At 64.4% G+C, this 22,373-nt stretch carries 23 protein-coding genes and 2 pseudogenes; 19 read left to right on the top strand and 6 right to left on the bottom strand.

The window, feature by feature from the left end; translation table 11 throughout:
- Positions 1–28 precede the first annotated feature (28 nt).
- Positions 29–994 carry a 2-hydroxyacid dehydrogenase gene (locus AC630_RS26385; RefSeq protein ID WP_074121344.1) on the bottom strand — a complete coding sequence of 322 codons (966 nt, stop codon included), beginning with the start codon at positions 992–994 and terminating at the stop codon, positions 29–31.
- A gap of 144 nt (positions 995–1,138) precedes the next feature.
- Here AC630_RS26385 and AC630_RS26380 point away from each other — a divergent pair, with 144 nt between their 5' ends.
- The 4 genes from AC630_RS26380 to AC630_RS26365 all read left to right on the top strand — a co-directional run bounded on the left by AC630_RS26380 (position 1,139) and on the right by AC630_RS26365 (position 3,963).
- The gene (locus AC630_RS26380) at positions 1,139–1,507 is read left to right on the top strand and encodes a YciI family protein (RefSeq protein ID WP_074121342.1); all 369 of its coding nucleotides are present in this window, start codon (positions 1,139–1,141) and stop codon (positions 1,505–1,507) included.
- Positions 1,504–2,832 (top strand): RNA polymerase sigma factor, encoded by a 1,329-nt coding sequence (locus tag AC630_RS26375; protein ID WP_074121340.1) that lies wholly within the window; start codon positions 1,504–1,506, stop codon positions 2,830–2,832. The genes AC630_RS26380 and AC630_RS26375 overlap by 4 nt, the downstream gene beginning before the upstream one ends.
- A gap of 140 nt (positions 2,833–2,972) precedes the next feature.
- The gene (locus tag AC630_RS26370) at positions 2,973–3,509 is read left to right on the top strand and encodes an SRPBCC family protein (protein ID WP_074121339.1); all 537 of its coding nucleotides are present in this window, start codon (positions 2,973–2,975) and stop codon (positions 3,507–3,509) included.
- Between the two features lie 40 nt (positions 3,510–3,549).
- On the top strand, positions 3,550–3,963 hold the full coding sequence (locus AC630_RS26365; RefSeq protein WP_074121338.1) for a VOC family protein: 414 nt from the start codon (positions 3,550–3,552) through the stop codon (positions 3,961–3,963).
- Between the two features lie 108 nt (positions 3,964–4,071).
- Here the strand turns inward: AC630_RS26365 and AC630_RS26360 are convergent, their stop codons facing one another.
- The 4 genes and pseudogenes from AC630_RS26360 to AC630_RS26345 form a co-directional block, all read right to left on the bottom strand.
- A complete protein-coding gene (locus AC630_RS26360; RefSeq protein WP_074121337.1) occupies positions 4,072–4,446 on the bottom strand; it encodes a hypothetical protein in 375 nt (124 codons plus the stop codon).
- 725 nt (positions 4,447–5,171) lie between these two features.
- Positions 5,172–5,609 (bottom strand): hypothetical protein, encoded by a 438-nt coding sequence (locus AC630_RS26355; protein WP_074121335.1) that lies wholly within the window; start codon positions 5,607–5,609, stop codon positions 5,172–5,174.
- Positions 5,610–5,770: 161 nt separating this feature from the next.
- Entirely contained in the window at positions 5,771–6,559 is a 789-nt protein-coding gene (locus AC630_RS26350; protein WP_074121334.1) for an SDR family NAD(P)-dependent oxidoreductase, read from the bottom strand.
- A gap of 274 nt (positions 6,560–6,833) precedes the next feature.
- Positions 6,834–7,112 (bottom strand): annotated as a pseudogene (locus AC630_RS26345) (methyl-accepting chemotaxis protein); the annotation flags it as partial.
- 217 nt (positions 7,113–7,329) lie between these two features.
- Here AC630_RS26345 and AC630_RS26340 point away from each other — a divergent pair.
- The 5 genes from AC630_RS26340 to AC630_RS26320 all read left to right on the top strand — a co-directional run bounded on the left by AC630_RS26340 (position 7,330) and on the right by AC630_RS26320 (position 10,178).
- Entirely contained in the window at positions 7,330–7,695 is a 366-nt protein-coding gene (locus AC630_RS26340; protein WP_074121333.1) for a nuclear transport factor 2 family protein, read from the top strand.
- Positions 7,696–7,886: 191 nt separating this feature from the next.
- Positions 7,887–8,291, top strand: a complete 405-nt coding sequence (locus tag AC630_RS26335; protein WP_074121332.1) for a YciI family protein — start codon at positions 7,887–7,889, stop codon at positions 8,289–8,291.
- Between the two features lie 49 nt (positions 8,292–8,340).
- Complete coding sequence (locus tag AC630_RS26330) at positions 8,341–8,703, top strand: hypothetical protein (RefSeq protein ID WP_074121331.1); 363 nt, start codon at positions 8,341–8,343, stop codon at positions 8,701–8,703.
- 127 nt (positions 8,704–8,830) lie between these two features.
- The gene (locus tag AC630_RS26325) at positions 8,831–9,571 is read left to right on the top strand and encodes a TetR/AcrR family transcriptional regulator (RefSeq protein ID WP_074121329.1); all 741 of its coding nucleotides are present in this window, start codon (positions 8,831–8,833) and stop codon (positions 9,569–9,571) included.
- A 121-nt stretch (positions 9,572–9,692) separates the two neighbouring features.
- The gene (locus tag AC630_RS26320; RefSeq protein WP_074121328.1) at positions 9,693–10,178 is read left to right on the top strand and encodes a DUF2852 domain-containing protein; all 486 of its coding nucleotides are present in this window, start codon (positions 9,693–9,695) and stop codon (positions 10,176–10,178) included.
- Between the two features lie 126 nt (positions 10,179–10,304).
- On the opposite strand, the gene AC630_RS26315 is transcribed toward AC630_RS26320, so the two are convergent.
- Positions 10,305–11,483 (bottom strand): acyl-CoA desaturase, encoded by a 1,179-nt coding sequence (locus tag AC630_RS26315; RefSeq protein ID WP_074121326.1) that lies wholly within the window; start codon positions 11,481–11,483, stop codon positions 10,305–10,307.
- A gap of 330 nt (positions 11,484–11,813) precedes the next feature.
- Here AC630_RS26315 and AC630_RS26310 point away from each other — a divergent pair, with 330 nt between their 5' ends.
- The 10 genes and pseudogenes from AC630_RS26310 to AC630_RS26265 form a co-directional block, all read left to right on the top strand.
- Positions 11,814–12,575, top strand: coding sequence for a serine acetyltransferase domain-containing protein (locus tag AC630_RS26310; RefSeq protein WP_074121325.1), 762 nt, complete (start codon positions 11,814–11,816; stop codon positions 12,573–12,575).
- Between the two features lie 30 nt (positions 12,576–12,605).
- The gene (locus AC630_RS26305; protein ID WP_074121324.1) at positions 12,606–13,316 is read left to right on the top strand and encodes an SDR family NAD(P)-dependent oxidoreductase; all 711 of its coding nucleotides are present in this window, start codon (positions 12,606–12,608) and stop codon (positions 13,314–13,316) included.
- A 473-nt stretch (positions 13,317–13,789) separates the two neighbouring features.
- Positions 13,790–14,506, top strand: a complete 717-nt coding sequence (gene tolQ / locus AC630_RS26300; RefSeq protein WP_074121323.1) for a protein TolQ — start codon at positions 13,790–13,792, stop codon at positions 14,504–14,506.
- 41 nt (positions 14,507–14,547) lie between these two features.
- Positions 14,548–14,997: a protein TolR gene (tolR, locus tag AC630_RS26295; RefSeq protein WP_028173005.1), complete on the top strand. Its 450-nt coding sequence runs from the start codon at positions 14,548–14,550 to the stop codon at positions 14,995–14,997.
- A 3-nt stretch (positions 14,998–15,000) separates the two neighbouring features.
- Positions 15,001–15,972, top strand: coding sequence for a cell envelope integrity protein TolA (tolA, locus tag AC630_RS26290; protein WP_074121322.1), 972 nt, complete (start codon positions 15,001–15,003; stop codon positions 15,970–15,972).
- Positions 15,973–15,995: 23 nt separating this feature from the next.
- Positions 15,996–17,381, top strand: coding sequence for a Tol-Pal system beta propeller repeat protein TolB (tolB, locus tag AC630_RS26285; RefSeq protein ID WP_208867050.1), 1,386 nt, complete (start codon positions 15,996–15,998; stop codon positions 17,379–17,381).
- A gap of 255 nt (positions 17,382–17,636) precedes the next feature.
- Positions 17,637–19,967, top strand: a complete 2,331-nt coding sequence (locus AC630_RS26280) for a putative bifunctional diguanylate cyclase/phosphodiesterase (protein ID WP_074121321.1) — start codon at positions 17,637–17,639, stop codon at positions 19,965–19,967.
- 191 nt (positions 19,968–20,158) lie between these two features.
- Positions 20,159–20,884, top strand: coding sequence for an N-acyl amino acid synthase FeeM domain-containing protein (locus tag AC630_RS26275; protein ID WP_074121320.1), 726 nt, complete (start codon positions 20,159–20,161; stop codon positions 20,882–20,884).
- A gap of 304 nt (positions 20,885–21,188) precedes the next feature.
- Positions 21,189–21,677: a peptidoglycan-associated lipoprotein Pal gene (gene pal / locus AC630_RS26270; RefSeq protein ID WP_074121319.1), complete on the top strand. Its 489-nt coding sequence runs from the start codon at positions 21,189–21,191 to the stop codon at positions 21,675–21,677.
- 190 nt (positions 21,678–21,867) lie between these two features.
- A pseudogene (locus AC630_RS26265) lies at positions 21,868–22,373 on the top strand (tol-pal system protein YbgF); the annotation flags it as partial.

Below are 22,373 nucleotides of genomic sequence, written 5' to 3'. Positions count from 1 at the left end.
GCACAAAGGTGTCGTCCCGGCCGAAGCTCTAATACCCCCGCGCCCGGTCCACCACGTTCTCCAGCGCACCGCCCGCCTCGAACCGGGCGATCTGCTCGGCGACATAGGCCGAGATCGCGTCCGCATCGGTGTCGGCCGCGTTGTGCGGAGTTAGCACCACCTTCGGGTGGGTCCAGAACCGGCTGTCCGCCGGCTGCGGCTCCTGCACGAACACGTCGAGCGAGGCGGCGCCCAGCGTACCGTCGTCGAGGCAGGCCAGGATGTCGGCTTCGTTCTGGAGGCCGCCGCGGCCGGCATTGATCAGCACCGGCGCGCCGAGCGGACTCTCGCGGTTGAGTTTTGCGAAGACGTCGCGGTTGAGAATGCCGTGCGTCTCCGGCGTCAGCGGCAACAGGCAAACCAGGATGTCGGTCGCGCGCAGGAACGCGTCGATCTGAGCGCTGCCTTGGAAGCATTCGACGCCCTCGATCGTGCGCGGGCTGCGACTCCAGCCGGTGACGCGGAAGCCGAGGCGCCGCAGCACATCGGCCGCGTCAGCGCCGAGCGTGCCCAATCCCATGACGCCGACCGTGACCGCGCTCGCCGGCCACTGATATTTCGGCTCCCAGCGCTTCTCGCGCTGCGACTGGCGTAGGTAAAGCTCCTGGCGATGGTGCATCAGCACGTGCAGCACGACATATTCAGTCATGCGATTGGTGAGATCCGGCACGGCGACGCGAACCAGCGGCACGTTTGGCAGGCTCTTGTCCGCCATCAGCGCATCGACGCCCGCGCCGAGATTGAAGATGGCCCGTAAATTGGGGAAAGAGCCGAGGTCACCCGGCACCGGCTTCCACACCGCGGCATAGTGCACCTCGGCGGGATCGAGCCCGGCATCGGGCAGCAGCACCACGCGCCGTCCGCCGCAGACCGCATCGAACCGGACCTTCCAGCGCTCCGGCAGCCAGTTCTGCTGCGTGCTGTTGATCAGGACGGCCAGTGTGCCCATGGTCATTCGAAGTGCCTCGTCGGGTTCCGGTTTTGAAGGCCTTCCTTGGCACGATCAGCCGGATTTTTCTCGCAAATTTTTTCCGCAGCGCTGTCGGGGCGAGGCATAGTGGATCGTCTTCACAACAAGAGTTGAGGGAAGGTGCTGCCCATGCTTTATGCGATCCTTTGCTATCACGACGAGGACTTCGTCGGCTCCTGGAGCAAGGACCAGGACGAGGCCGTGATGAAGAAGCTCGCCGTGGTTCAGGAAGGTCTCGCGAAGCAGGGGCGGCTCGGCCCGGTGGCGCGGCTGCTGCCGACCACGGCGGCGGCGACCTTGCGCAAGGAAGACCCGCCGCTGGTGCTCGACGGTCCCTATGCCGAGACCAAGGAGCAGTTGCTCGGCTTCTACATCGTCGACTGCAAGAACCTCGACGAGGCGCTCGACGTTGCGCGCGACCTTGGCGCGGCCAATCCCGGTGGCGCTTATGAGGTGCGTCCCGTCGGCGTGTTCCGGCCCGGAGGGAATTTGACGTGAGCGAGACCGATACCGCCTGGATCGAGACCGCGCTGACCTCGGCGCGTCCGCAGGCGGTCGGCGCGCTGCTGCGCTATTTCCGCGATCTCGATACGGCCGAGGAGGCTTTCCAGAACGCCTGCCTGCGCGCGCTGAAAACCTGGCCGCAGAACGGGCCGCCGCGCGATCCCGCGGCCTGGCTGATCATGGTCGGCCGCAACGTTGCGATCGACGAGGTTCGCCGCGCCCGCAAGCAGCAGCCGCTGCCGGAGGATGACCAGGCGATCTCCGATCTCGACGATGCTGAAGGCGCGCTCGCCGAGCGGCTCGACGGCTCGCACTACCGCGACGACATCCTGCGGCTGATGTTCATCTGCTGTCATCCGCAATTGCCGGCGACGCAGCAGATCGCGCTCGCGCTGCGGATCGTCTCGGGCCTCACGGTGAAGCAGATCGCGCGCGCCTTCCTGGTCTCGGACGCGGCGATGGAGCAGCGCATCACGCGCGCCAAGGCCAAGGTCGCAGCGGCCGGGACGCCGTTCGAATCGCCAGGCGCGGTCGAGCGCTCCGAGCGGCTGGCCGGCGTCGCGGCGATGATCTACCTGATCTTCAACGAGGGCTATTCGGCCAGCGGTGACACCGCCGAGCTGCGCAAACCGCTCTGCGAGGAGGCGATCCGGCTGGCGCGGCTGCTGCTGCGGCTGTTCCAGAGCGAGCCGGAAATCATGGGGCTCACGGCGCTTATCCTGTTGCAACATGCACGCAGCGCCGCGCGCTTTGCCGCGGACGGCTCGCTGATCCTGCTGGACGACCAGGACCGCTCGCTGTGGAACGGCACCATGATCGCGGAAGGCCTCGCTCTGATCGACAAGGCGATGCGCCATCGCCGCAGCGGTCCCTACCAGATCCAGGCCGCGATCGCCGCGCTGCATGCCCGCGCCTCGACACCCGAGGAGACCGACTGGACGCAGATCGACCTGCTCTATGGCGCGCTCGAGGTGGTGCAGCCTTCGCCGGTGGTGACGCTCAACCGCGCGGTCGCGGTCTCCAAGGTGCGCGGGCCGCAAGCCGCGCTCGATCTGATCGAGCCGCTGGCGCCGAAGCTTGCCAATTACTTCCATTTCTACGGCGTGCGTGGCGCCTTCCTGATGCAGCTCGGCCGCAACGACGAAGCCCGCATCGCCTTCGACCGTGCCATCGCGCTCGCCAACACTTCGGCGGAAGCCACCCACATCCGCATGCACATTGATCGCCTGATCCGGGACAGTCAGCCGAAGGGGGGGCGAGCGCGCGTTAGCTGGCGTCATTCCGGGGCATCGCGAAGCGATGAGCCCGGAATCCATTGATCCTCAGAGAGGGTAGCTCGATGGATTCCGGGCTCGATGCTTCGCATCGCCCCGGAATGACAATGAGGCAAAAAATCATCTACCTCCTGTCGGCCCCAGCCACCCTCCTTCGTCCTAAGCCCGTATCGAGGGAGTCATTCATGCTGAAAGCCATTGCCATCATCGCCGTCGCGCTCGCGGTCGGAATTGTGGCCGTTCTCGTCTTCGCCCTCACCAAGCCCGACACGTTCCGCGTCGAGCGCTCGCTCGCCGTGAAGGCGCCGGCTGATGCGATCTATCCGCTGGTTGCCGATTTCCACCGCTGGACGGGCTGGTCGCCCTACGAGGACCGCGATCCCGCCATGAAGCGCACCTTCGGCGGAACCGCGGTCGGCAAGGGCGCGACCTACGCCTGGGATGGCAACAACAATGTCGGCGCCGGGCATATGGAGATCCTCGAGGCAAACACGCCGTCAAAGCTGCGCATCAAGCTCGATTTCGAGCGTCCCTTCGAGGGGCACAACACCGCCGAATTCACGTTTGTGCCGCAAGGCGATGCCACACTGGTCACATGGGTGATGTACGGTCCTGCCCCGTTCATGTCCAAGGTCATGCAGGTCTTCCTCAACATGGACAGCATGATCGGCAAGGACTTTGAGGCCGGCCTCGCCAGCTTGAAGAAGCTCACCGAGAAGTAACGCCCTCACATCGCTCAGGGAAACGAAGAGGAGAGAAACGATGCTCAATCCCTATCTGTTCTATCAGGACACCTGCGAAGCGGCGTTCAATTTCTACGCCACGGTTCTCGGCGGCAAGATCGACGCCATGATGCGTGTCTCGGACGCGCCGCCGGACATGCCGGGCGCGGCTGGCCGCGAGAAGACGATCATGCACGCGCGGATGTCGCTGCCCGGCGGAAGCGTGCTGATGGCCTCCGACGCGCCGCCCGAGCACTTTCACAAGCCGCAGGGCTTTTCGATTTCGCTCACGCTGACCGATGCGGCGGAAGCCGAGCGCAAGTTCAATGCGCTCGCCGATGGCGGCACGGTGACCATGCCCTTCAGCAAGACATTCTGGGCCAAGGGCTTTGGCATGTGCGTCGACAAGTTCGGCATCCCCTGGATGGTGAATTGCCCGGCAGAGGGAATGTGACAGGCGCGATCGCCTGCTGCGCCACGCTTGATCCCTCTCCCTGCCGTTACGGGAGAGGGACACCTATAAAGTCGTGAATGTCGGACGGCCGATCGGCTGTAGGCCTTCTCACCGGATCGATCCGGTTACGTCCTCGCTGGGCGGCGACGACTGAACGCAGCGAGGGCAGATCACGAGCTTCGTGCCGAGCTGCCTGTCATTCTCCGCCTCGATCTCGTCGTGGACCGCCCACCATGCGTCGGAGTAGGGGCGCAGGGTGCCGAGCACTCTTTCCCGTTCCTGATTCGGACCGCTCTCTGCAGCAGTGTGAGTCGGCGCGCGCCGTTTCGAGACTGAAGGCCGGTTCGAGGCTCGGTTCGGGGCTCGGTTCGGGTCTTGGCCGAGGCCATCCCATGCGATTGGGCGACGCTCCTGCGCCGGCGCTACTGCGCATCCCATGAGCGCTGCGCAAAAAGTGAGCAAGACAAAGCCGAGTCGCATCATGCCGGACCTTTGGTGCGGTACGCGACACGCAAAATCCGCGTGGGAAGGTTTGCATCGCGCCGGTTAAATGGAACTTAAGGCAAACGGGGTGGCCGGCATGGCAGAACATGGAGTCTCGATTCGCATCACTTTGCGAGAGCAGTGAGGCCGCTTCGTGAAATGATGCGGACCGCATCGCACAACAACTGGCGCAATATTAAGCTGTGAACTCCGCGCAGAATCGATAATAATTAGTTCATAAACTTTACAAATTGGGGTGGGCGTAACTTGGAAGGGGAGCGACCGATGGCAGCGGCGCTACAGATCAATTTTGCACTTTGGGGCATGCTCATCTGCGCAAGCCTGGAATTGGCGCAGACGATTCAGAGCTTCTATTAGGCCGGACGCAGCGAGCGACCGGCGCATTTGCGCCGCCGAGTCTGCCTGTTAGCTCACGAGCAATGCGAGGAGCGTGAAGCTGACGCTCGCGATCACTGCTGAGATCTAGTCTAGCGATCACTGCTGAGATTATGACGACCCCCGCGGCCATCGCGCCCCGGAGCGGCCTCAGCTTGGCCGGCACCATCATAGACGGTCGGGAAAAGCCGGAAACCGCTTAAATTGGGCAGGCATTGCGAAGCGCTTGAGCGGATTCAGCGCCCGGCGAGTCGGAATTCTGCAGGATTGCCCAATCGCCGGACAGGAGCGGATTCAACCCGGTCCTACTGCTGACGGCCGCCAGATCCTTATCGGCAGCGCGCATAGATCGCGGCGAGGTCGCGCCCTCTGAGCAAAAGCAACCGCGAGGTGAGGCCGCCGTGGCGGTCGATCCAGTCGCGCACCGGGCCGGGATAGGCAGCAAGCACCGCTTCGGATGCTTCCGGTTCGGCATAGAAGCGCCCGCGCCGGTCGACCGAGCGCGCCGCATGGAAGCCGAGCACGGCGCGTTTTGTGACGCAGATGCGATTGCCCGGCACGATGCTCAGCACCAGCGTGCAGGCGGACAGGCAGGGACCGTCGATCACCACGCGGTCGCCGCTCTCGCGCACCTTCTCGAACAGGTCGAGGAACGGTCCGACCCGTCCGCCCGGGCTCTCGATGATGCGGACTTCGGCTCTTACAGGCACGGGCGCGAGCAGGGCCGCGGCCAGCATCAAGGTTTTGGTGAAAGTGACGCGTCGCATGAAGCACTCCACAAACTCGATCCCGTAGGGTGGGCAGAGCCACCGGGTCGCGCGAATGCGCGCCCGATGACAGGCTCCGCGTGCCTACCAAAGCGCCGCGCGTCCGGAACGATGGTGGACACGGCACTTTCGCGCCTTTGCCCACCTTACAATTCTCCTGCCTACCCGTTTCGGCGCTGGCCGCGCAGCGTCGGCAGGCCGATACCCGCCGCATCGAACCCGCCATCGACGGCCAAAATTTGGCCGGTGATGTAGCTCGCACGCGCCGAGCACAGGAAGTAGATCGCTTCGGCGAGTTCCTCTTCCAGGCCGTAGCGGTTGAGCGGAATGGCGTCGTGATAGTCGGCGCGGATCTCCTTGGTGTGCACCTGCTTCGCCATCGCGGTGTCGACCGGTCCCGGCGCGACCGCGTTGACGCGGATGTTGAGCGAGGCGAGCTCGACCGCGAGTTGCTTGGTCAGGTGCGCGAGTCCCGCCTTGCTGGTGCCGTAGGCGGAGCGCAACGTCGAGGCGCGCACGGCCGAGATCGAGGTGATGTTGACGATCGCGCCGCCATTGCCGTCGCGCATCAGCGGCACCGCGGCCTTGGTGCACAGGAACGGGCCGGTGAGGTTGACGTCGAGCACGCGGCGCCAGTCGGCCTCCGACGTCTCCATCATTGGCGCGAACACGGCGATCCCGGCATTGTTGACGAGCGCGTCGAGCCGGCCGAACTGCCGCTCGATCGTCGTCATCGCGGCGCCGACCGCGGTCGCGTTCGAGACGTCGCAGGTCAATGCCAGCGCTGCCTCGCCCCGGCCGAGCTCGACGATCGCACGGCCGAGCAACTCACCCTCGATGTCGAGCAGTGCCACGCGCCAGCCTTCGGCCAGGAATTTCTTGGCGGTCGCAAGTCCGATGCCGCGCGCGGCTCCGGTGACGAGGGCGACTTTTTGCGGGGCTTGCGGCATCGGCTGATCTGTCCTGTGTCGAAAGGGGTGGTCGCGCGCGGGCGCGCGCTCCTTCTACTGCGCTTTCGTCCCGGCGAGAAAGACCCTGGCGAGAGCCGGTTGATTGCGCGCACCGTCACCCTGAGGTGGCCGCGAAGGGGCCCTCGAAGGGCGACGGCCCGGCCGCATCGGGCCGATTCATTCTTCGAGGCTCACCGTGCTTTGCACGGTGAGCACCTCCAGCGACAACCGCTTCGCGGTTGCGCGGGGATGACGGGGGAGTATCTGGGAGAGCCTACGATAGCTCCGCCGACGCGCGCTGTATGTTGGCCGACATGTCCGCCGTCACGATGCTCTGCTCCTCGACCGCGGCGGCGGTGGAAGCGATGAACTCGCTGACGCCGGCGATCGCGGCCTTGATTGCGGTGAGCGAGCTCGCGACGTCTCCGGCGATGGTGTTCGGCGCGTTGATCTCCGCGGAGATCGTATCGGTCGCCTGCTTCGCCTGGCTCGCGAGGTTCTTCACCTCGGAGGCGACCACAGCGAAGCCGCGACCGGCTTCGCCCGCGTGCGCTGGGTGCCGTCCGTAGTTTCCCGAGCATCTCATTCAGTTCACGAGCGTTCTCTATTCATATGCACGGCGGAATTCATAAACTTGCCGCGCTGCACCCGTAGTTCCACGGGCGCGATCTGAAAAATATTCGCATTCCGCGCACCAGCGGCTGCGACAGGCTGTCGGTGTTGCGGCTTGCGGATCGTCTTGCAGAGGACTGGCCCCTGGAGACCGACCGATGCCCGATGACTTCGAACGCCTTATTCGAAACCTTTTCGCCGCCTATCTCGCCAACGACCGGCAACAGGTCAGCGATGCACTCGCCGATGATTTCCGTTTCACCAGCCCGTTCGATGACGACCTCGACAAGGCGACCTATTTCGAGCGCTGTTGGCGCGACACCGGCTGGATCGCCCGCCACGATATCGAGCGCATCTTCGTCCGGGGCAATGAGGCCTTCGTCACCTATCACTGCCTGGCAAGAGATGGCAGGAGCTTCCGGAATACGGAGTTCTTCACCTTTGAAGGCGGCAAGGTCCGGCGCATCGACGTCTATTTCGGCGCGGCCTGGCAGGACGATCGTTTTCTCCCGCAGTCGCGCTAGCGGTCCGGCACGATCTTCAGAAAATGACCTCCGAAATAATTTCCGCGGCCCTGTCGGTTCTGTAAAACCTCGTTCGTCTTACGAGGGAGCACAGGCCAGTTCGGCCGGACCCAAGACAATGTCGATCGATCAATGGTTCCGGACCTGCGCCTTGCGGCGCATTCCGGGATGAGAGTGAAAACAGGACCCCCATGCGTTTCATGATGCTGATGATCCCGCTCGGCTACGAGAGTGCGCCGGCGGACGTTCAACTCGATCCCGAGCGTATCGCCGCGATGATGCGCTACAACGAGGCGCTGAAGGATGCCGGCGTGCTGATCACTCTCGACGGCCTGCATCCGCCGTCCACGGGCGCGCGCGTCTCGTTTGCGACCGGCGAGCCTATTGTGACCGACGGCCCCTTCGCAGAGGCCAAGGAAGTCCTGGGCGGCTACTGGATGATCGAGGTTGCCTCGCGCGAGGAAGCGATCGCCTGGGCCAGGAAGTGTCCGGCGTCGCCGAACGAAATCATCGAGATCCGGCAGGTGCAGGAGATCACGGATTTTCCGCCTGACGTACAGGAGGTCGTGGCTGGCTTCGACGACCTCAAGAAGTAGTCAGCAACGACCCACCGCGTTCAATCGACAACAAAGGGAGAAACGACCGATGAGCACCGATACCTATCTCGCCGTTTTCCTCGGCAGCAAGAACAGCCCGAAATGGGCCGCGTGGAATGCGATGTCCGACGCCGAGCGCAAGGCGAAAGAGCAGGAGGGCATGGCGGCCTGGAAGGGCTGGGTCGAGAAGCACCAAGGCGCGATCCAGGCCATGGGCGGCCCGCTCGGCAAGACCAAGAAAGTCGACGCGAAGGGCGTCGCCGACATCGCCAACGAGATGGGCGCCTTCACCGTGGTCCGCGCCGCCTCCCATGAAGCCGCGGCAAGAATGTTCGAGAACCACCCGCACTTTGCGATCTTCCCCGGCGAGCGCGTCGAGATCATGCCGGTGCTGCCGATCCCGGGCGGTTAGCTCGGCCTCGGGGGCGGCTCGACAGAGCCGCCCCCCGAAGCGCGAGAACGACCCGTGAAAGTACGGGTTAATCACCCGCGATCGCCGCTAGTGACCTTCACGCCCGGCTCATGTAAAAGTCGTTCACATGAGCTGGCGCAAGGAGCAGAGCCGCGCCGAGCGCGGCTATCATCACGGTAATCTCAAGGAAGCCCTGTTGCAGGCCGCCCTCGGGTTGATCGCCGAGAAGGGCGCGGCTGGCTTCACCTTTGCCGATGCCGCGCGCATGGCCGGCGTCAGCGCGGCGGCGCCTTACCGGCATTTCCGCGACCGCGACGAGCTGTTGTCCTCGATCGCCCAGCGCGGCTTCGAGCAGTTTGAGCAGCGTCTGACCGCAGCCTGGGACGACGGGCGGCCCGATACGGTCACGGCGTTCGAGCGCGTCGGCAAGGCCTATCTCGCCTTCGCTCGCGAGGAGCCCGCCTTCTACAACGCGATGTTCGAGTCGGGCCTGCCGGTCGATGCCAATCCCGCGCTGCAGGCCGCGAGCGAACGCGCCTTCAACATCATTCGCGCTGCGGCGGAGCGCCTCGCGGCACTCGCACCCCTCGGCACGCCGCGTCCTCCCGCGATGATGATGGCGCTGCACATCTGGTCGATGGCGCATGGCGTCGCCTCGCTGTTTTCCCGCGGCGATGCCGCGCGCCGAAAACTGCCGATGTCGCCGGATGAGCTGCTCGAAGCCGAGGTGCTGATCTATCTGCGCGGTCTCGGCTTCCCGACCGATCGCCGTCCCCCGGGCAAGGGCGCCGAGCCGCCGCCGGTGCCACCGGAGGCTTCCTCCGGTTCTGGCGTGCCTCCCGGCGGCCCCTGGGGCAAGCCGAAATAAAATTGCGCAAATAATTCGCCCGCCCTGTCTGGCGGTCGGCTTGACAAAATCGCGGGATCGTCTAGCTATGTAAATGTTATTTACATTCACAACGGCGCTGGTGCCGTGATGGAGATGGGAAATGGCCTACACCGCTGATGTCAATCGATGGCGCGGCCCTTCGGACCAACACTATGAGCGCCCCCACATGCTCGATACGCCCTGGCATCCCGGCTGGATCGCCGTGACCATCCTCGGCTTCATCATCTGGTGGCCGATCGGACTTGCCCTTCTCTTTTTCACACTCGGGAGCAGAAGAATGTCGTGCTGGAGCAACCAGGATCGCTGGCAGAACAAGATGGAGCGGATGCAGTACAGGATGGATCGCATGCGCGACCGTATGGAGCGCCGCGGTTTCGGCTTTGGCTTCGGGCCGCCGTCTTCCGGCAATCGCGCCTTCGACGAGTACCGCACTGAAACGCTGCGCCGGCTCGAGGAAGAGCAGGTCGAGTTCAGGAACTTCCTCGACCGTCTGCGCCACGCCAAGGACAAGGAAGAGTTCGACCAGTTCATGGCGCAGCATAAGACGCGCCCGACGCCGCCGCCGACCGACCAGCCGCAGGGCTGATCTGGGACCCACATCTCAAAGCCTTCAGGCGCATGCCCCCATAGTCCTGATGGCCCCGAGCCGCCCGCTTGCGCAACCCGCAGGCGGGCGGTTTGGTTGTTGGGGCGCGGCTGGCAGCCGCGACGTTCAGATCGCCTTGGTCAAGCTCACCGTGGCGAGTTGCGCGCGAACCGACGTCAGGAAGTGTTCGTAGGCGTGGTCCACGATCTCGTTAAGTGATCGCGTTCGCGCGAACGTCGCCTTGGCCTCGGCGAGAAACTCGTCGCGGGTCGGAATTTTCGGCAAATGCAGATGTGTCAGCGCATCGACGCCTTCATGCGCGCGATTGAAGATGTCGTGCAGCGTTGGCAGTTGCAACTGGGCCAAATCGGCTCGGCGCAGCGCCGACGAGATAGCGTGCGCCAGAGCCTGCGCGTCGAACCGTCCCGCAAGCTCGCGGGCCGCCCGATGGATGACCCGCGAGCCGAGCGGCTGCTCGTTGCGCAGCACCAAGTCGGGCGGCGCCTTCATGTTCCAGACGACGCCAAACCAGGACAAGGCCTTCAGGATGTAATAGGTCACGTCGACTTCCCACCAGCGAAAGCCCTGTCGTACGCTGCTTTGGTAGGCGTGGTGATTGTTGTGCCAGCCCTCACCCAGGGTGAATAACGCCAACAGCCAGTTGTTGCGGGAATCATCACCCGTCACATATCGCTTGCGTCCATGCACATGCGCGAGGGAATTGATGCAGAAGGTCGCGTGATAAAGCAGCACCGTGCTCCACAGGAAGCCGACGACCAGACCCGACCACCCCGCAGCGAGGAAGCAGAGCGTTGCAAGCGCAACGGCCGGCAGGAGTTCCAGCCGATGCAGCCACATCAGTTCCGGATAGCCCGCGAGATCGCCGACTTTCACGAGGTCGGTCGCGTCGTGCTGGCGGGAGAAAATCCAGCCGAGGTGGCTGTACAGGAAGCCGCGGTGACGTGGTGAATGCACGTCGATTTCGGTATCGGAATGCAGATGATGGTGTCGATGCTTGGCCGCCCACCATAAAACGCTCTTCTGCGCGCTGCTTTGCGCGAGCCAGGCCAGGATGAACTGAAACACCCGGCCGGTCGCAAAAGCCCGATGGGAGAAATAGCGGTGGTAGCCTGCGCCGATTGCAAACATGCGCACGATATACAGTGAACCGCAGATCGCTACGGCTTGCCAGGTGACGCCTGTCCAGATGGACGCAACACAGCCGAGATGGACCAACAGGAACGGCACGGCAGAGGGGTACATAATGTCGTCGTGATGGTCGTCGGCAGGGGCGTTGGGCGACATGTGTCAGCGTGACCTCGGGTGAGGGGGATCAGGGATTCGCGTCGGCAGCGCCGAAGGCGGCCGCGCACGAAAAACCCGCGGATGGCGGACCACCGCGGGGACTTGAACGAGATGCTTTGCGTGTGCACCCCTGGCCAAAGCAGCGTCGGCCTAAAGCTCGACTGACTATATGGTTGCGGATGCCTGGCATGCAAGCTCGTAGCCTCACGGGGAGCAGCGGCGCGGCGCTTGGATAGCCACGCGTGCCGCTGACGCGGCGTGGCGCGCGGGCTGCCCACGGCCTATATTCGACACGTCAGAAGAAAAAGAGCCAAAACACCGGAGGCGGCGATGATGGCAGCTGCGACCGTGACGAACGACGGCCTCTGGCAGAGGATACGCGGCGAGGCGCAGCGCGCGGCGGACGCAGACCCGATCTTCGGCAAGGCTCTTGTCGGCGCCATTCTTGCCCACGATGATTTTGCCGCAGCTCTGGCCGATCTGATCGGGCGCCGGCTTGGTGCCGGCGCGGCCGAGCGCGCGTGTTTCACAGCTTTTTCCCTCGACGCCTTTCGCGGCCAGCCGGAACTGATCGAAGCGGCCGGCCATGATTTGCAGGCCATCGTGCACCGCGACCCTGCCATCAGCGGCCTGTTGCCGCCGCTGCTGCATTTCAAGGGCTATGTCGCGCTGCAGGCCTGGCGCGTCTCGAACTGGCTCTGGCGCTGCGGTCACATCGATGCGGCGCTGCTGTTTCAGAACGAGGCGTCGAACGTCTTGCAAGTCAGCATTCATCCGGCCGCCAGCATCGGGTCGTCCGTCTATCTCGACCATGCCACGGGCATCGTGATCGGCGCCAACGTCGTCATCGGCGACGAGGTCACCATCCTCCAGAATGTCAGCATAGGTCGCCGCAGTGAACTGCCGACGCCGCGCATCGGCCGCGGCGTTTTCATCGGAGCTGGCGCGACCATCCTCGGCGACATCAGCATCGGCGATCTTGCGAAGATCGGCGCCGGCACCGTCGTGACCAGCGACGTGCCGGGCGGTTGCACCGCGGTCGGCAATCCCGCGCGGCTGACCAATTGCCCTGAACCTGTCTCGGCGGCCTGAGCCATCAATCGATCTCCAGGAGACGTGCAAATGAAGACGGCAATCGTGATCGGCGTCGGTCCGGACCGCGGGCTCGGGGCCCGGCTCTGCAAGCGCTTTGCGGCCGACGGGCTCAAGGTGATCGTCGCGGGGCGGACGCAGTCCGCATTGCAGGCGGTCGCCGGCGATATCGGGAAGGCGGGCGGGGCGGCTGTCCCCTTCGTCGCGGACGCGACCAAGGAGAGCGACGTCGCCGCGCTGTTCGATGCAGCCGGCGAAAACCTCGACCTCGCCATCTACAACGCCGGCAACAACACGCCCGGCAAGATCATCGAGATGGAGGCCGACTATTTCGAGCAAGCCTGGCGCGTTGTGTGCTTCGGCGGTTTCCTGTTCGGCCGCGAGGCGGTGCGCCGCATGGCGCCGAAGAAGGCCGGCACGCTGCTCTTCACCGGCGCCAGCGCCTCGCTGCGCGGGCGCTCCGGCTATGGCGCCTTCAACTCGGCCAAGGCCGGCCTGCGTACACTGGCGCAGGCCATGGCCAAGGAATACGCGCCCGACGGCATCCATGTCGGCCATGTCGTGATCGACGGCGCGATCGCCGGCGACAAGATCTTGACGCGCTTTCCGGATGCGGCCGGCCGCGAGGACAGCCTGATCGACATCGACGGCATCGTCGATGCCTTCGCCTTCCTCTACCGCCAGCCGGAGCGCGCGTGGTCGTTCGAGCTCGACGTCCGCACCTCGAAGGAGAGGTGGTGAGGGAGGGCAGCCCGAGCCGCCCTTCGTCATAGCGCGCAGCAGTGCCACTCGGCGCACTGCGCTCCCTCCCCCGCAAGGGGGGAGGGAACTGACCAGGCCCGGAGCTGGCGGCTCCCGATCCGATGGCATCCTTGGATCGCGCTTACCGCGGTCAGATGGCCAACCCCCTGCGCTGCCTGTCTTTCCCGCAGCCAATTTCGCCCCTGGTAACCCCGCATTAACTATCGCCGGGCTCTGGTAATTGCGGACAATCGCGCCCGGAGCCCGAAGGCAAGGCCCCGGGTCGAGGCCCTTAGTTTTGACATCTTGGCAGGGAATGCAGGCGGCCGGCTTTGGACGAGCCCCTGCACCCCAGAAAGACAAGGCTTAGAGCGGGCTTGCCGGCCGCGCCGGTTTGCGCGGCTGTTGGGGAACCGGCGGTCATTTACTGGCCGGAGACATCAGGTAACGACCGCCTTGAGAGGATACTGCTTATGAATCCGGCCGACGTGGCTCAATCAGCCCTTCCGGTTGCCGCTTCCGCGGACGTGTCGCTGATCGCGCTGTTCTGGCAGGCTCACTGGATCGTGAAAGGGGTCATGCTGGGACTTCTGTCCTGCTCGGTCTGGGTCTGGGCGATCGCCATCGACAAGATCTTCCTGTTTGCCCGCACCCGCCGCTCGATGGACCGCTTCGAGCAGGCCTTCTGGTCCGGCGAGTCGATCGAGGAACTCTATCGCACGCTCTCGGCCAAGCCGACGCATTCGATGGCAGCCTGCTTCGTCGCGGCGATGCGCGAGTGGAAGCGTTCCTTCGAGAGCCATGCCCGCTCGGTCGCGGGTCTTCAGATGCGCATCGACAAGGTGATGAACGTCTCGATCGCGCGCGAGGTCGAGCGGCTGGAACGCCGGCTCCTGGTGCTTGCGACCGTCGGCTCCGCCGGCCCCTTTGTCGGCCTGTTCGGCACGGTCTGGGGCATCATGTCGAGCTTCCAGTCTATCGCGGCGTCGAAAAATACCTCCCTGGCGGTGGTGGCCCCCGGTATTGCCGAGGCGCTGTTTGCGACCGCCGTCGGCCTTATCGCCGCCATTCCTGCCACTATTTTCTACAATAAGTTCACTTCCGAGGTGAACCGGCAGGCCCAGCGGCTTGAGGGCTTCGCCGATGAATTTTCAGCCATCCTGTCGCGTCAGATCGACGAGCGGGGCTGACGGACGGCATATAGTGTGAAGGGCAATTTGGGCACCAGACCATGGGCATGAACGTCGCGAGTTCGTCCGGAGGCGGCGGCCGCCGCAGCCGGCGCAAGCCGGTCATGGCCGAGATCAACGTCACGCCGATGGTCGACGTGATGCTGGTGCTGCTCATCATCTTCATGGTGTCAGCGCCGCTGCTCACGGTCGGCGTGCCGCTCGACCTGCCTCAGACCCAGGCCAAGAGCCTCGAGCAGAACGACCAGAAGCCGATCCAGATGTCGGTCGACATCAAGGGCAAGGTGTTCATCAACGACGCCGAGATCGCGATCAACGAGCTGGTGCCGAAGCTCAAAGCGATCACGGACGCGCGCGGCGGGCTCGAGGAACGCATCTACCTGCGCGCCGACAAGAAGGCGGATTACGGGACGGTGGCCAGGGTGATGGGTCTCTTGTCCGGCGCGGGATTCAAGAAGCTGGCGCTCGTCACGGAAGCGGATCAGGGGTAAGCCGTGAACGTGAAGGTCGACAAGACACTCGTTGCGTCGATTGCCCTCCATGTCCTCGTGATAGGCTGGGGGCTCATCACCTTTAGCAGCAGAGCCTATGTGGCGCCGGAAGAGTCGCTTCCGATCGACATCATCACCACCGACCAGCTCGCGCAAATCACCGCCGGGCAGAAGACCGGCAAAAAGGAAGAGCCGAAGCCCAAGGTCGAGAAGATCTCCGACGCGCCGCCTGACGAGGATGCCGTCGGCAAGGTCACCACGAAGAAAGAGCTGATCAAGACCACCTCGACGCCCGAGCCGCCGCCGAAGCCCGCCGAGAAGCCGGTCGAGAAGAAGCCCGAGCCGCCCAAGCCGGTCGCCGAGGCCAAGCCCAAGGAAGAGCCGAAGCAAGAGCCGAAGCCGGAGGAAAAGAAGCCTGATCCGGCCAAGGAAGATCCGATCGCCGAGCTCCAGAAGAAGCTGGAAACGAAGAAGCCGCCGCCCAAGCCGCCCCAGCCGAAGGTCGCGGCAGTGCAGCCGCAGCAGCAGCCGAAGCCCAAGGAGCGCACCTTCGACCCCGCGCAGATCCAGCGCGACCTCGACAAGCGCGAGCCGACCCGGCACGAGCTGACCGGCTCAGCACTGAACGCGTCCGCGTCGCTTGGATCGAACACCGGCACCGCGGTCAGCAACGTTGCGACCTGGCGGGGCGCGTTCCAGGGCGCGGTCAAGCGCTGCTTTACACCGACCTATAACGGGCAGGATGCCGACCAGTACGAGGCCGACATCGACATTCCCATGAAGATCGACGGATCGCTGGCGGCCGAACCCATCGTCGTCGCGGTGCGAGGACCCTCGCGGTCGATCGCCCAGGCTGTCGCCGAGAGCGCCAAGCGCGCCATCGTGCAGTGTCAGGTCTATTCGTTCATGCCGAAGCAGCAGTACGAGAGCTGGAAGCTCATTCCGATGACTTTCGGCCTGAAAGATATGTTGTGACATCCGAACAAAAGAATTTTGCGATGAAAGACGCTCGATCAATCACCCGCCGCCGCTTCATGACCGTCACCGGATCGGCGCTCGCTATGCTTGGGGGCGGACAAGCCTTGCTTGGGAGCGGACAAGCCTTCGCCCAGGCCCAGCAAGGGCGGCTTCGCATCGACCCAACCGAATTCCAGCCGGTGCCGATCGCGATCACCAACTTCCTGCCGGGCTCGCCGTCCGACGGCGATGTCGGCAACGGTGTCACGCAGGTGATCACCAACAATCTGAAGCGCTCGGGCCTGTTTGCCCCGATCGACCAGGCCGCCTTCATCGAGCGCATCAACAATATCGACGTCGCGCCTCAGTTCCAGAACTGGAAGACCATCAACGCGCAGGCGCTGGTGACCGGCCGGATGACGCGGCAACCGGACGGACGGCTCAAGGCCGAATTCCGCCTGTGGGACGTGGTCTCCGGCCAGCAGCTCGCTGGCCAGCAATATTTCACCTCGCCGGAATACTGGCGGCGCATCGCGCACATCATCTCCGACCAGATCTACGAGCGGATGACCGGCGAGAAGGGCTATTTCGACAGCCGCGTGGTGTTCGTCGATGAGACCGGCGCGAAGGAGCGCCGGGTCAAGCGGCTCGCGATGATGGACCAGGACGGCGCCAATGTGCGCTATCTGACCCGCGGCTCCGACCTCGTGCTGACGCCGCGCTTCTCGCCGAACTCGCAAGAGATCACCTACATGGAGTTCGGCCAGGGCGATCCGAGAGTTTATCTCTTCAACATCGAGACCGGGCAGCGCGAGATCGTCGGCAACTTCCCGGGCATGACCTTTGCGCCGCGCTTCTCGCCTGACGGCCAGCGCGTCATCATGAGCCTGCAGCAGGGCGGCAATTCCAACCTGTTTGTGATGGACCTGCGCTCGCGCTCGACCACGCGCCTCACCGACACGCCGGCGATCGACACCTCGCCGTCCTATTCGCCCGACGGCACCCGCATCTGCTTCGAATCCGATCGTGGCGGCAGGTCGCAGATCTATGTCATGGCGGCGGGCGGCGGACAGGCGCAGCGCATCTCCTTCTCCAAGGACGACACCAACGCCACCTATTCGACGCCGGTGTGGTCGCCGCGCGGCGACTACATCGCCTTCACCAGGCAGGGCGGCGGGCAGTTCTCGATTGGAGTCATGAAGCCGGACGGCTCCGGCGAGCGGCTCCTCACCTCCGGCTACCACAACGAAGGCCCCACCTTCTCGCCGAACGGCCGCGTGTTGATGTTCTTCCGCGATCCCGGCGGCAATGGCGGACCCTCGCTGTTCTCCGTCGACATCTCCGGCCGCAACGAGTTGAAAGTGCCGACGCCGGGCTTCGCCTCCGACCCGGCGTGGTCGCCGCTGCTGTCAGCGACGCCCGGCTAAAAACATTGGGGTAGAAACATCGCGCGTTTGGACGCGTGATGTTTTCGAAAGAGGCACGCCGATTTTTTCGGGTTCGGCGCCGGACGCAAGCTTTCCTTTACCTTGTGCCCGGCAGCGTTTGCCTAGTTGCTTGATATTTCAGCAGAAACAGGTTCGCTATTGCCGAAAAACAACTCGACTTTAACGACGTTCCCTCAGAAAGGCTTCATCTCGGCTGGGTAAAAGTACGCGCCAAACAGGACGCGTAACAAGCCAATGCAACTGGCCGACCAGAAGCAGAGCGATCGAGACGAGCTGGAGCCCATACTCTACGCCGCTCTCATCAACTCTATGGTGCAGAATTTCTGGGCGATCTTCCTGGGCTCGGCCTCAGCGGCCGTGGCCGCGGTCATGACTGCGCTGAAGACCGGCGATGTCTGGCTGTGGCCGATCGCGTTTCTGCTGATCGCCATCGGCACCGGGCGTGCATTCCAGATGCGCGGATACGAAAACCGAACGCACCCACTGTCATTCGAAGAGGCCAAGCATCTGGAGCCGCGCTACTGGATCGGCGCGCTCAGCTATGCCGCGGTGCTCGGCCTGTGGGCCTTCGTCGTCATCTACAATAACGAGGATGCGATTGCCGACATGCTCTGTGTCGCCATCGGCATCGGCTACACCGCGGGCGGCGCCGCCCGCAATTACGGCCAGCCCCGGGTGATCCAGTGGCACGTCGCGCTCGCCTGCGGTCCGATGTCGCTGGCCCTGCTGCTGCATGGCGGCTTCTACCATGTCGGGCTCGCCATCCTGCTCGTGTTCTTCTTCATCGGCATGAAGAACATCAACCTCAGCCTGCACGCGATCTTCGTCAAGGCGCTGACCTCGAGCTTTCGGGAATCCGCGCTGGCGAGCCAGTTCGACACTGCGCTCAACAATATGCCGCACGGCCTGTGCATGTTTCGCGCCGACGGCCGCCTTGCGGTGATGAACCATCGCTTCGGCGAGCTGATGGCGCTGCCCGAGAACCTGGTCAAGCGCGGCGCCACTGCCGCCGACATCGTGTCGGCCTGCATCGCTGCCGGGTCGATCTCGGCGGAGAGCGGCAACCAGGTCCTGGCCGAGATCGAGCATGCGCGGATCTGCGAGATCGTCACCGCCGATCCGGATCCCTCACGCGGCCGCACGCTCGCCTGGACGTTCCAGCCGATGGCCCGCGGCGGCACCGTGCTGCTGCTGGAAGACATCACCGAACGCACCAATGCGGAGGCGCGGATCAGCCATCTCGCCCGCTATGACGAGCTCACCGCGCTCCCTAACCGGGTCAGCTTCCGCGACGAGATCGAGCGGCTGCTGGCGAACGCGCACCATGCCGAACGGCTCTCTGCGCTGCTGTTCGTCGACCTCGACCAGTTCAAGCAGGTCAACGACACGCTCGGTCATCCCTGCGGCGACCAGCTGCTGTGCGCGGTCGCCAACCGCCTGCGCGAGATGCTGCGGCCGGAGGATTTCGTCGCCCGCTTCGGCGGCGACGAGTTCGTCGTGTTCCAGCAGAACATCAGCGCGCCCGAGGACGCCGCGGCGCTGGCCCGCCGCATCGTCGAGCGGCTGAGCGAGCGCTACCGTATCGACAATCATCTGGTTGAGATCGGCGCCAGCGTCGGGATCGCGCTGACCTCGCCGGGCCGCGTCAGCGCCGATACGCTACTCAAGAACGCCGACATGGCGCTGTACCGCGCCAAGGCCGACGGTCGCGGCACCTTCTGCTTCTTCCGCGACGAGATGGCGGCGACCGTCGAGGCCCGCCGCATCCTCGAGCTCGACCTGCGCAAGGCGCTCGCCAACGAGGAGTTCGAGCTGTTCTATCAGCCGCTGGTCAATCTGAGATCCGGCAGGATCACCACCTGCGAGGCGCTGCTGCGCTGGAACCATCCGGTGCGCGGCACGGTCTCGCCGGTCGACATCATCCCCGTCGCCGAGGACATGGGCCTGATCGTCGATCTCGGCCGCTGGATCCTGCGCCGCGCCTGCATGGAATGCATGAAGTGGCCGGAGAGCGTCAGCGTCGCCGTCAACTTCTCGCCGCAGCAATTCCACCAGCGCGACGTGCTGAGCGAGATCCGCTACGCGCTCGAAGTGTCGGGCCTGCCGGCGCATCGGCTCGAGATCGAGATCACCGAGTCCTCGCTGCTGCGCAACACCCAGCTCACCCACGACATCCTCTCGCAGCTCCATGCCCTCGGCGTGCGCATCTCGCTCGATGATTTCGGCACCGGCTATTCGAGCCTCAGCTACCTGCATAATTTCCCGATGCAGAAGGTGAAGATCGACCGCTCCTTCCTCGAGGGCATCGACAGCGACCGCCCGCTGACGCTTCTGCGCGGCGTGGCGCGGCTGTCCGCCGACCTCGGCATGTCGGTCGTGGTCGAGGGCATCGAGACCAACGAGCAGCTCGAGCTGATCAGCGCCGACGGCACCGTCACTGAGGCGCAGGGCTATCTGTTCAGCCGTCCGGTGCCCTCCGTGCGGATGCGCCAGCTCCTCAACGCCTCGCATGGACGGCGCGGCGAGAGCCTGCTCCAGCTCGTCAGCTCGCGCTCCTTCGCCTGAGTCTGTTTCCCGAAACGTCCCGTCATTTCAGGCTGTTGCTGGGTCGCTGTAGTCCTAGGGGGTTAACCCTAACCCCTCGAATGCTTTGCATCCTTGTTAAGGGGGTGTTAACAAATCATCACGCGCGCACAGGTTGTCTTGTGTAAATGCGTAAGGCCGGCGCGTCGTGAGTTGTGGGGTAAGGAGTTGGAATGCGGTCCTCAGCCAGATCTGTCATTTCGGCTGTTGGACGGGGTGCGGAGCTCCTGACCGACGTCGACTATCATCTTGCGGAAACGGCCGAGGAGAAGGAGGAAATCTACAACCTCCGCTACCGCGCCTATCTGCGGGAGGGCGCTGTCAAGGAATCGACGGAAGCCCGGGTCACCGACCGCTATGACGAGTTGCCGAATGCGTGGACCTTCGGCGTCTATCTCCGTGGCCAGCTCTGCAGCTCCGTGCGCATCAGCGTGCTGACCTCGGAATGGCGCGAGTCCACCTCGGCCGATGTCTTCCCGGAGATCCTGCTGCCGCGGCTCGATCGCGGCGAGGTCATGATCGATCCGACCCGCTTCGTTGCCGATCCCGACCAAGTGAAGCGGGTTCCGGAGTTGCCTTATCTCACGACCCGGCTCGCCTATATGGCCTGCGAACATTTCAATGCCGATCTCGGCCTTGCCATCGTGCGTCCCGAGCATCAGGCCTTCTACCGGCGGGTGTTCCTGCACGAGACCATCGCCGAGCCCCGGCTGGTTCCGGGCCTCACCAAGCCGTTCGGGCTGATGGCGGCGGACTTTCCGACCTTCCGCAAAAAGGTGTTCGAGCGCTACCCGATCATGCGGTCCACCGCCTTCGAGCGGCGGATGCTGTTCGGTCGCGGTGGCCAGCGCCAGGTCCCGCAGCGGCCGGTGCTGGTGGCGGACGCCGCTCTCGTCTGATTCTGCTGATTCTGCGACGGGCATAGTTCCGGGTCGCAGCGCGCCTTTCGGCCGGGCCTCTCGACGCCTCACATCGGCCTTTAAGCCCAAAATTCCGGCAAACGCAGGCGTTTTTGCCGACCACGCGGCTTGCCTTCACCCTCGCGCCACATTTACAACCCATTAACCATAGCGGTTGCTTTTCGCCGGTGGGGGGCATTTGACCGGCTTTGGCAACGTCCCATCAAGGTTGACGGAACGTTCGCTTAACCAACCCCCTGTAGACCGGACAGCAGTGGACTAACGCGAGCGTGGAGGCTCCGGAATGAAACATCCTATGCGTATCCTCCAGGGATTGAAGCTGGCCGCGGTGCTTGCCGTTGCGCTGTCGATGGGCGCCTGCGCCAACAAGAACCTGGGTGCCGATGCGATGGCCAGCGCGGCGACGCCTGGCAGCCAGCAGGATTTCGTCGTCAATGTGGGCGACCGCGTGTTCTTCGAAAGCGACCAGACCGATCTGACCCCGCAGGCGATCGTGACCCTGGAGAAGCAGGCGCAGTGGCTCCAGACCTATCCGCGCTACAGCTTCACCATCGAAGGTCATGCCGACGAGCGCGGCACCCGCGAATACAACATCGCGCTCGGCGCCCGCCGCGCCCAGTCGGTGCGGTCGTTCCTCGCCTCGCGCGGCATCGACCCGAACCGCATGCGCACGATCTCCTACGGCAAGGAGCGCCCGGTGGCCGTCTGTAACGACATCTCCTGCTGGTCGCAGAATCGTCGCGCCGTCACCGTGCTGAACGCGAGCTCCTGACGATCAGTCAGGCGCCGTTCAGCTTCAGAAACGGATTATGCCGGCGCCCCTCTCGGGCGCCGGTTTCGTTTCAGCGATCCGTGACAGAAACCCCTTGGTGGCAGTCACATTTTTGGCGTACTCCCTTCTTCATTGTGTGGCGCGGCGAATGATCTGCCGCGTGACGCGTCGCTTTCGTCGTCAGGGCAAGATGTCATCGAAATTCAAGGCAATTACCGGCACCGTGGCGACCGCCGCGCTGCTCTCTTTGTGCTCGCCCGTCTTCGCGCAGTCGGAGGATGCCGATCCTGAGATGCGGATCGAGCGGCTGGAGAACCAGCTGCGCCAGCTCACCGGCCAGAACGAAGAGCTGCAATACCGCAACCGCCAGCTCGAAGAGCGCCTGCGGGCGCTCGAGGGCGGCGCGCAAGCCGCGCCCGGCCAGGCGCCGGTCCAGCCCAATGTCGCGGCGGTGCCGCCCGCCCAGGCCGCACCGGCCTATCGCCAGCAGCAGCAAGCCGTGCAGCCGGGTTACGAGCAGCCCCAGATCGCTTCTCCCGCGCCGATCGTTCAGGAAGCGCCGCAGCCCGGCGCGCCCGGCGTTCGCCGCCGCGGCGATGCATTCGACCCGAACCAGAATCCGAGTGCTCCGGGTGCGCCGCGCGCGCTCGGCGGCGGGCAGCAGCCGATGTCGGCAGGCGCCCCTGGCGGCACTCC

The organism is Bradyrhizobium sp. AS23.2 (assembly GCF_001908185.1).
Lineage (GTDB): Bacteria > Pseudomonadota > Alphaproteobacteria > Rhizobiales > Xanthobacteraceae > Bradyrhizobium.
The sequence above is the reverse complement of the archived record's forward strand: the minus strand, read 5'-3'. Positions and strand labels throughout refer to the sequence as shown.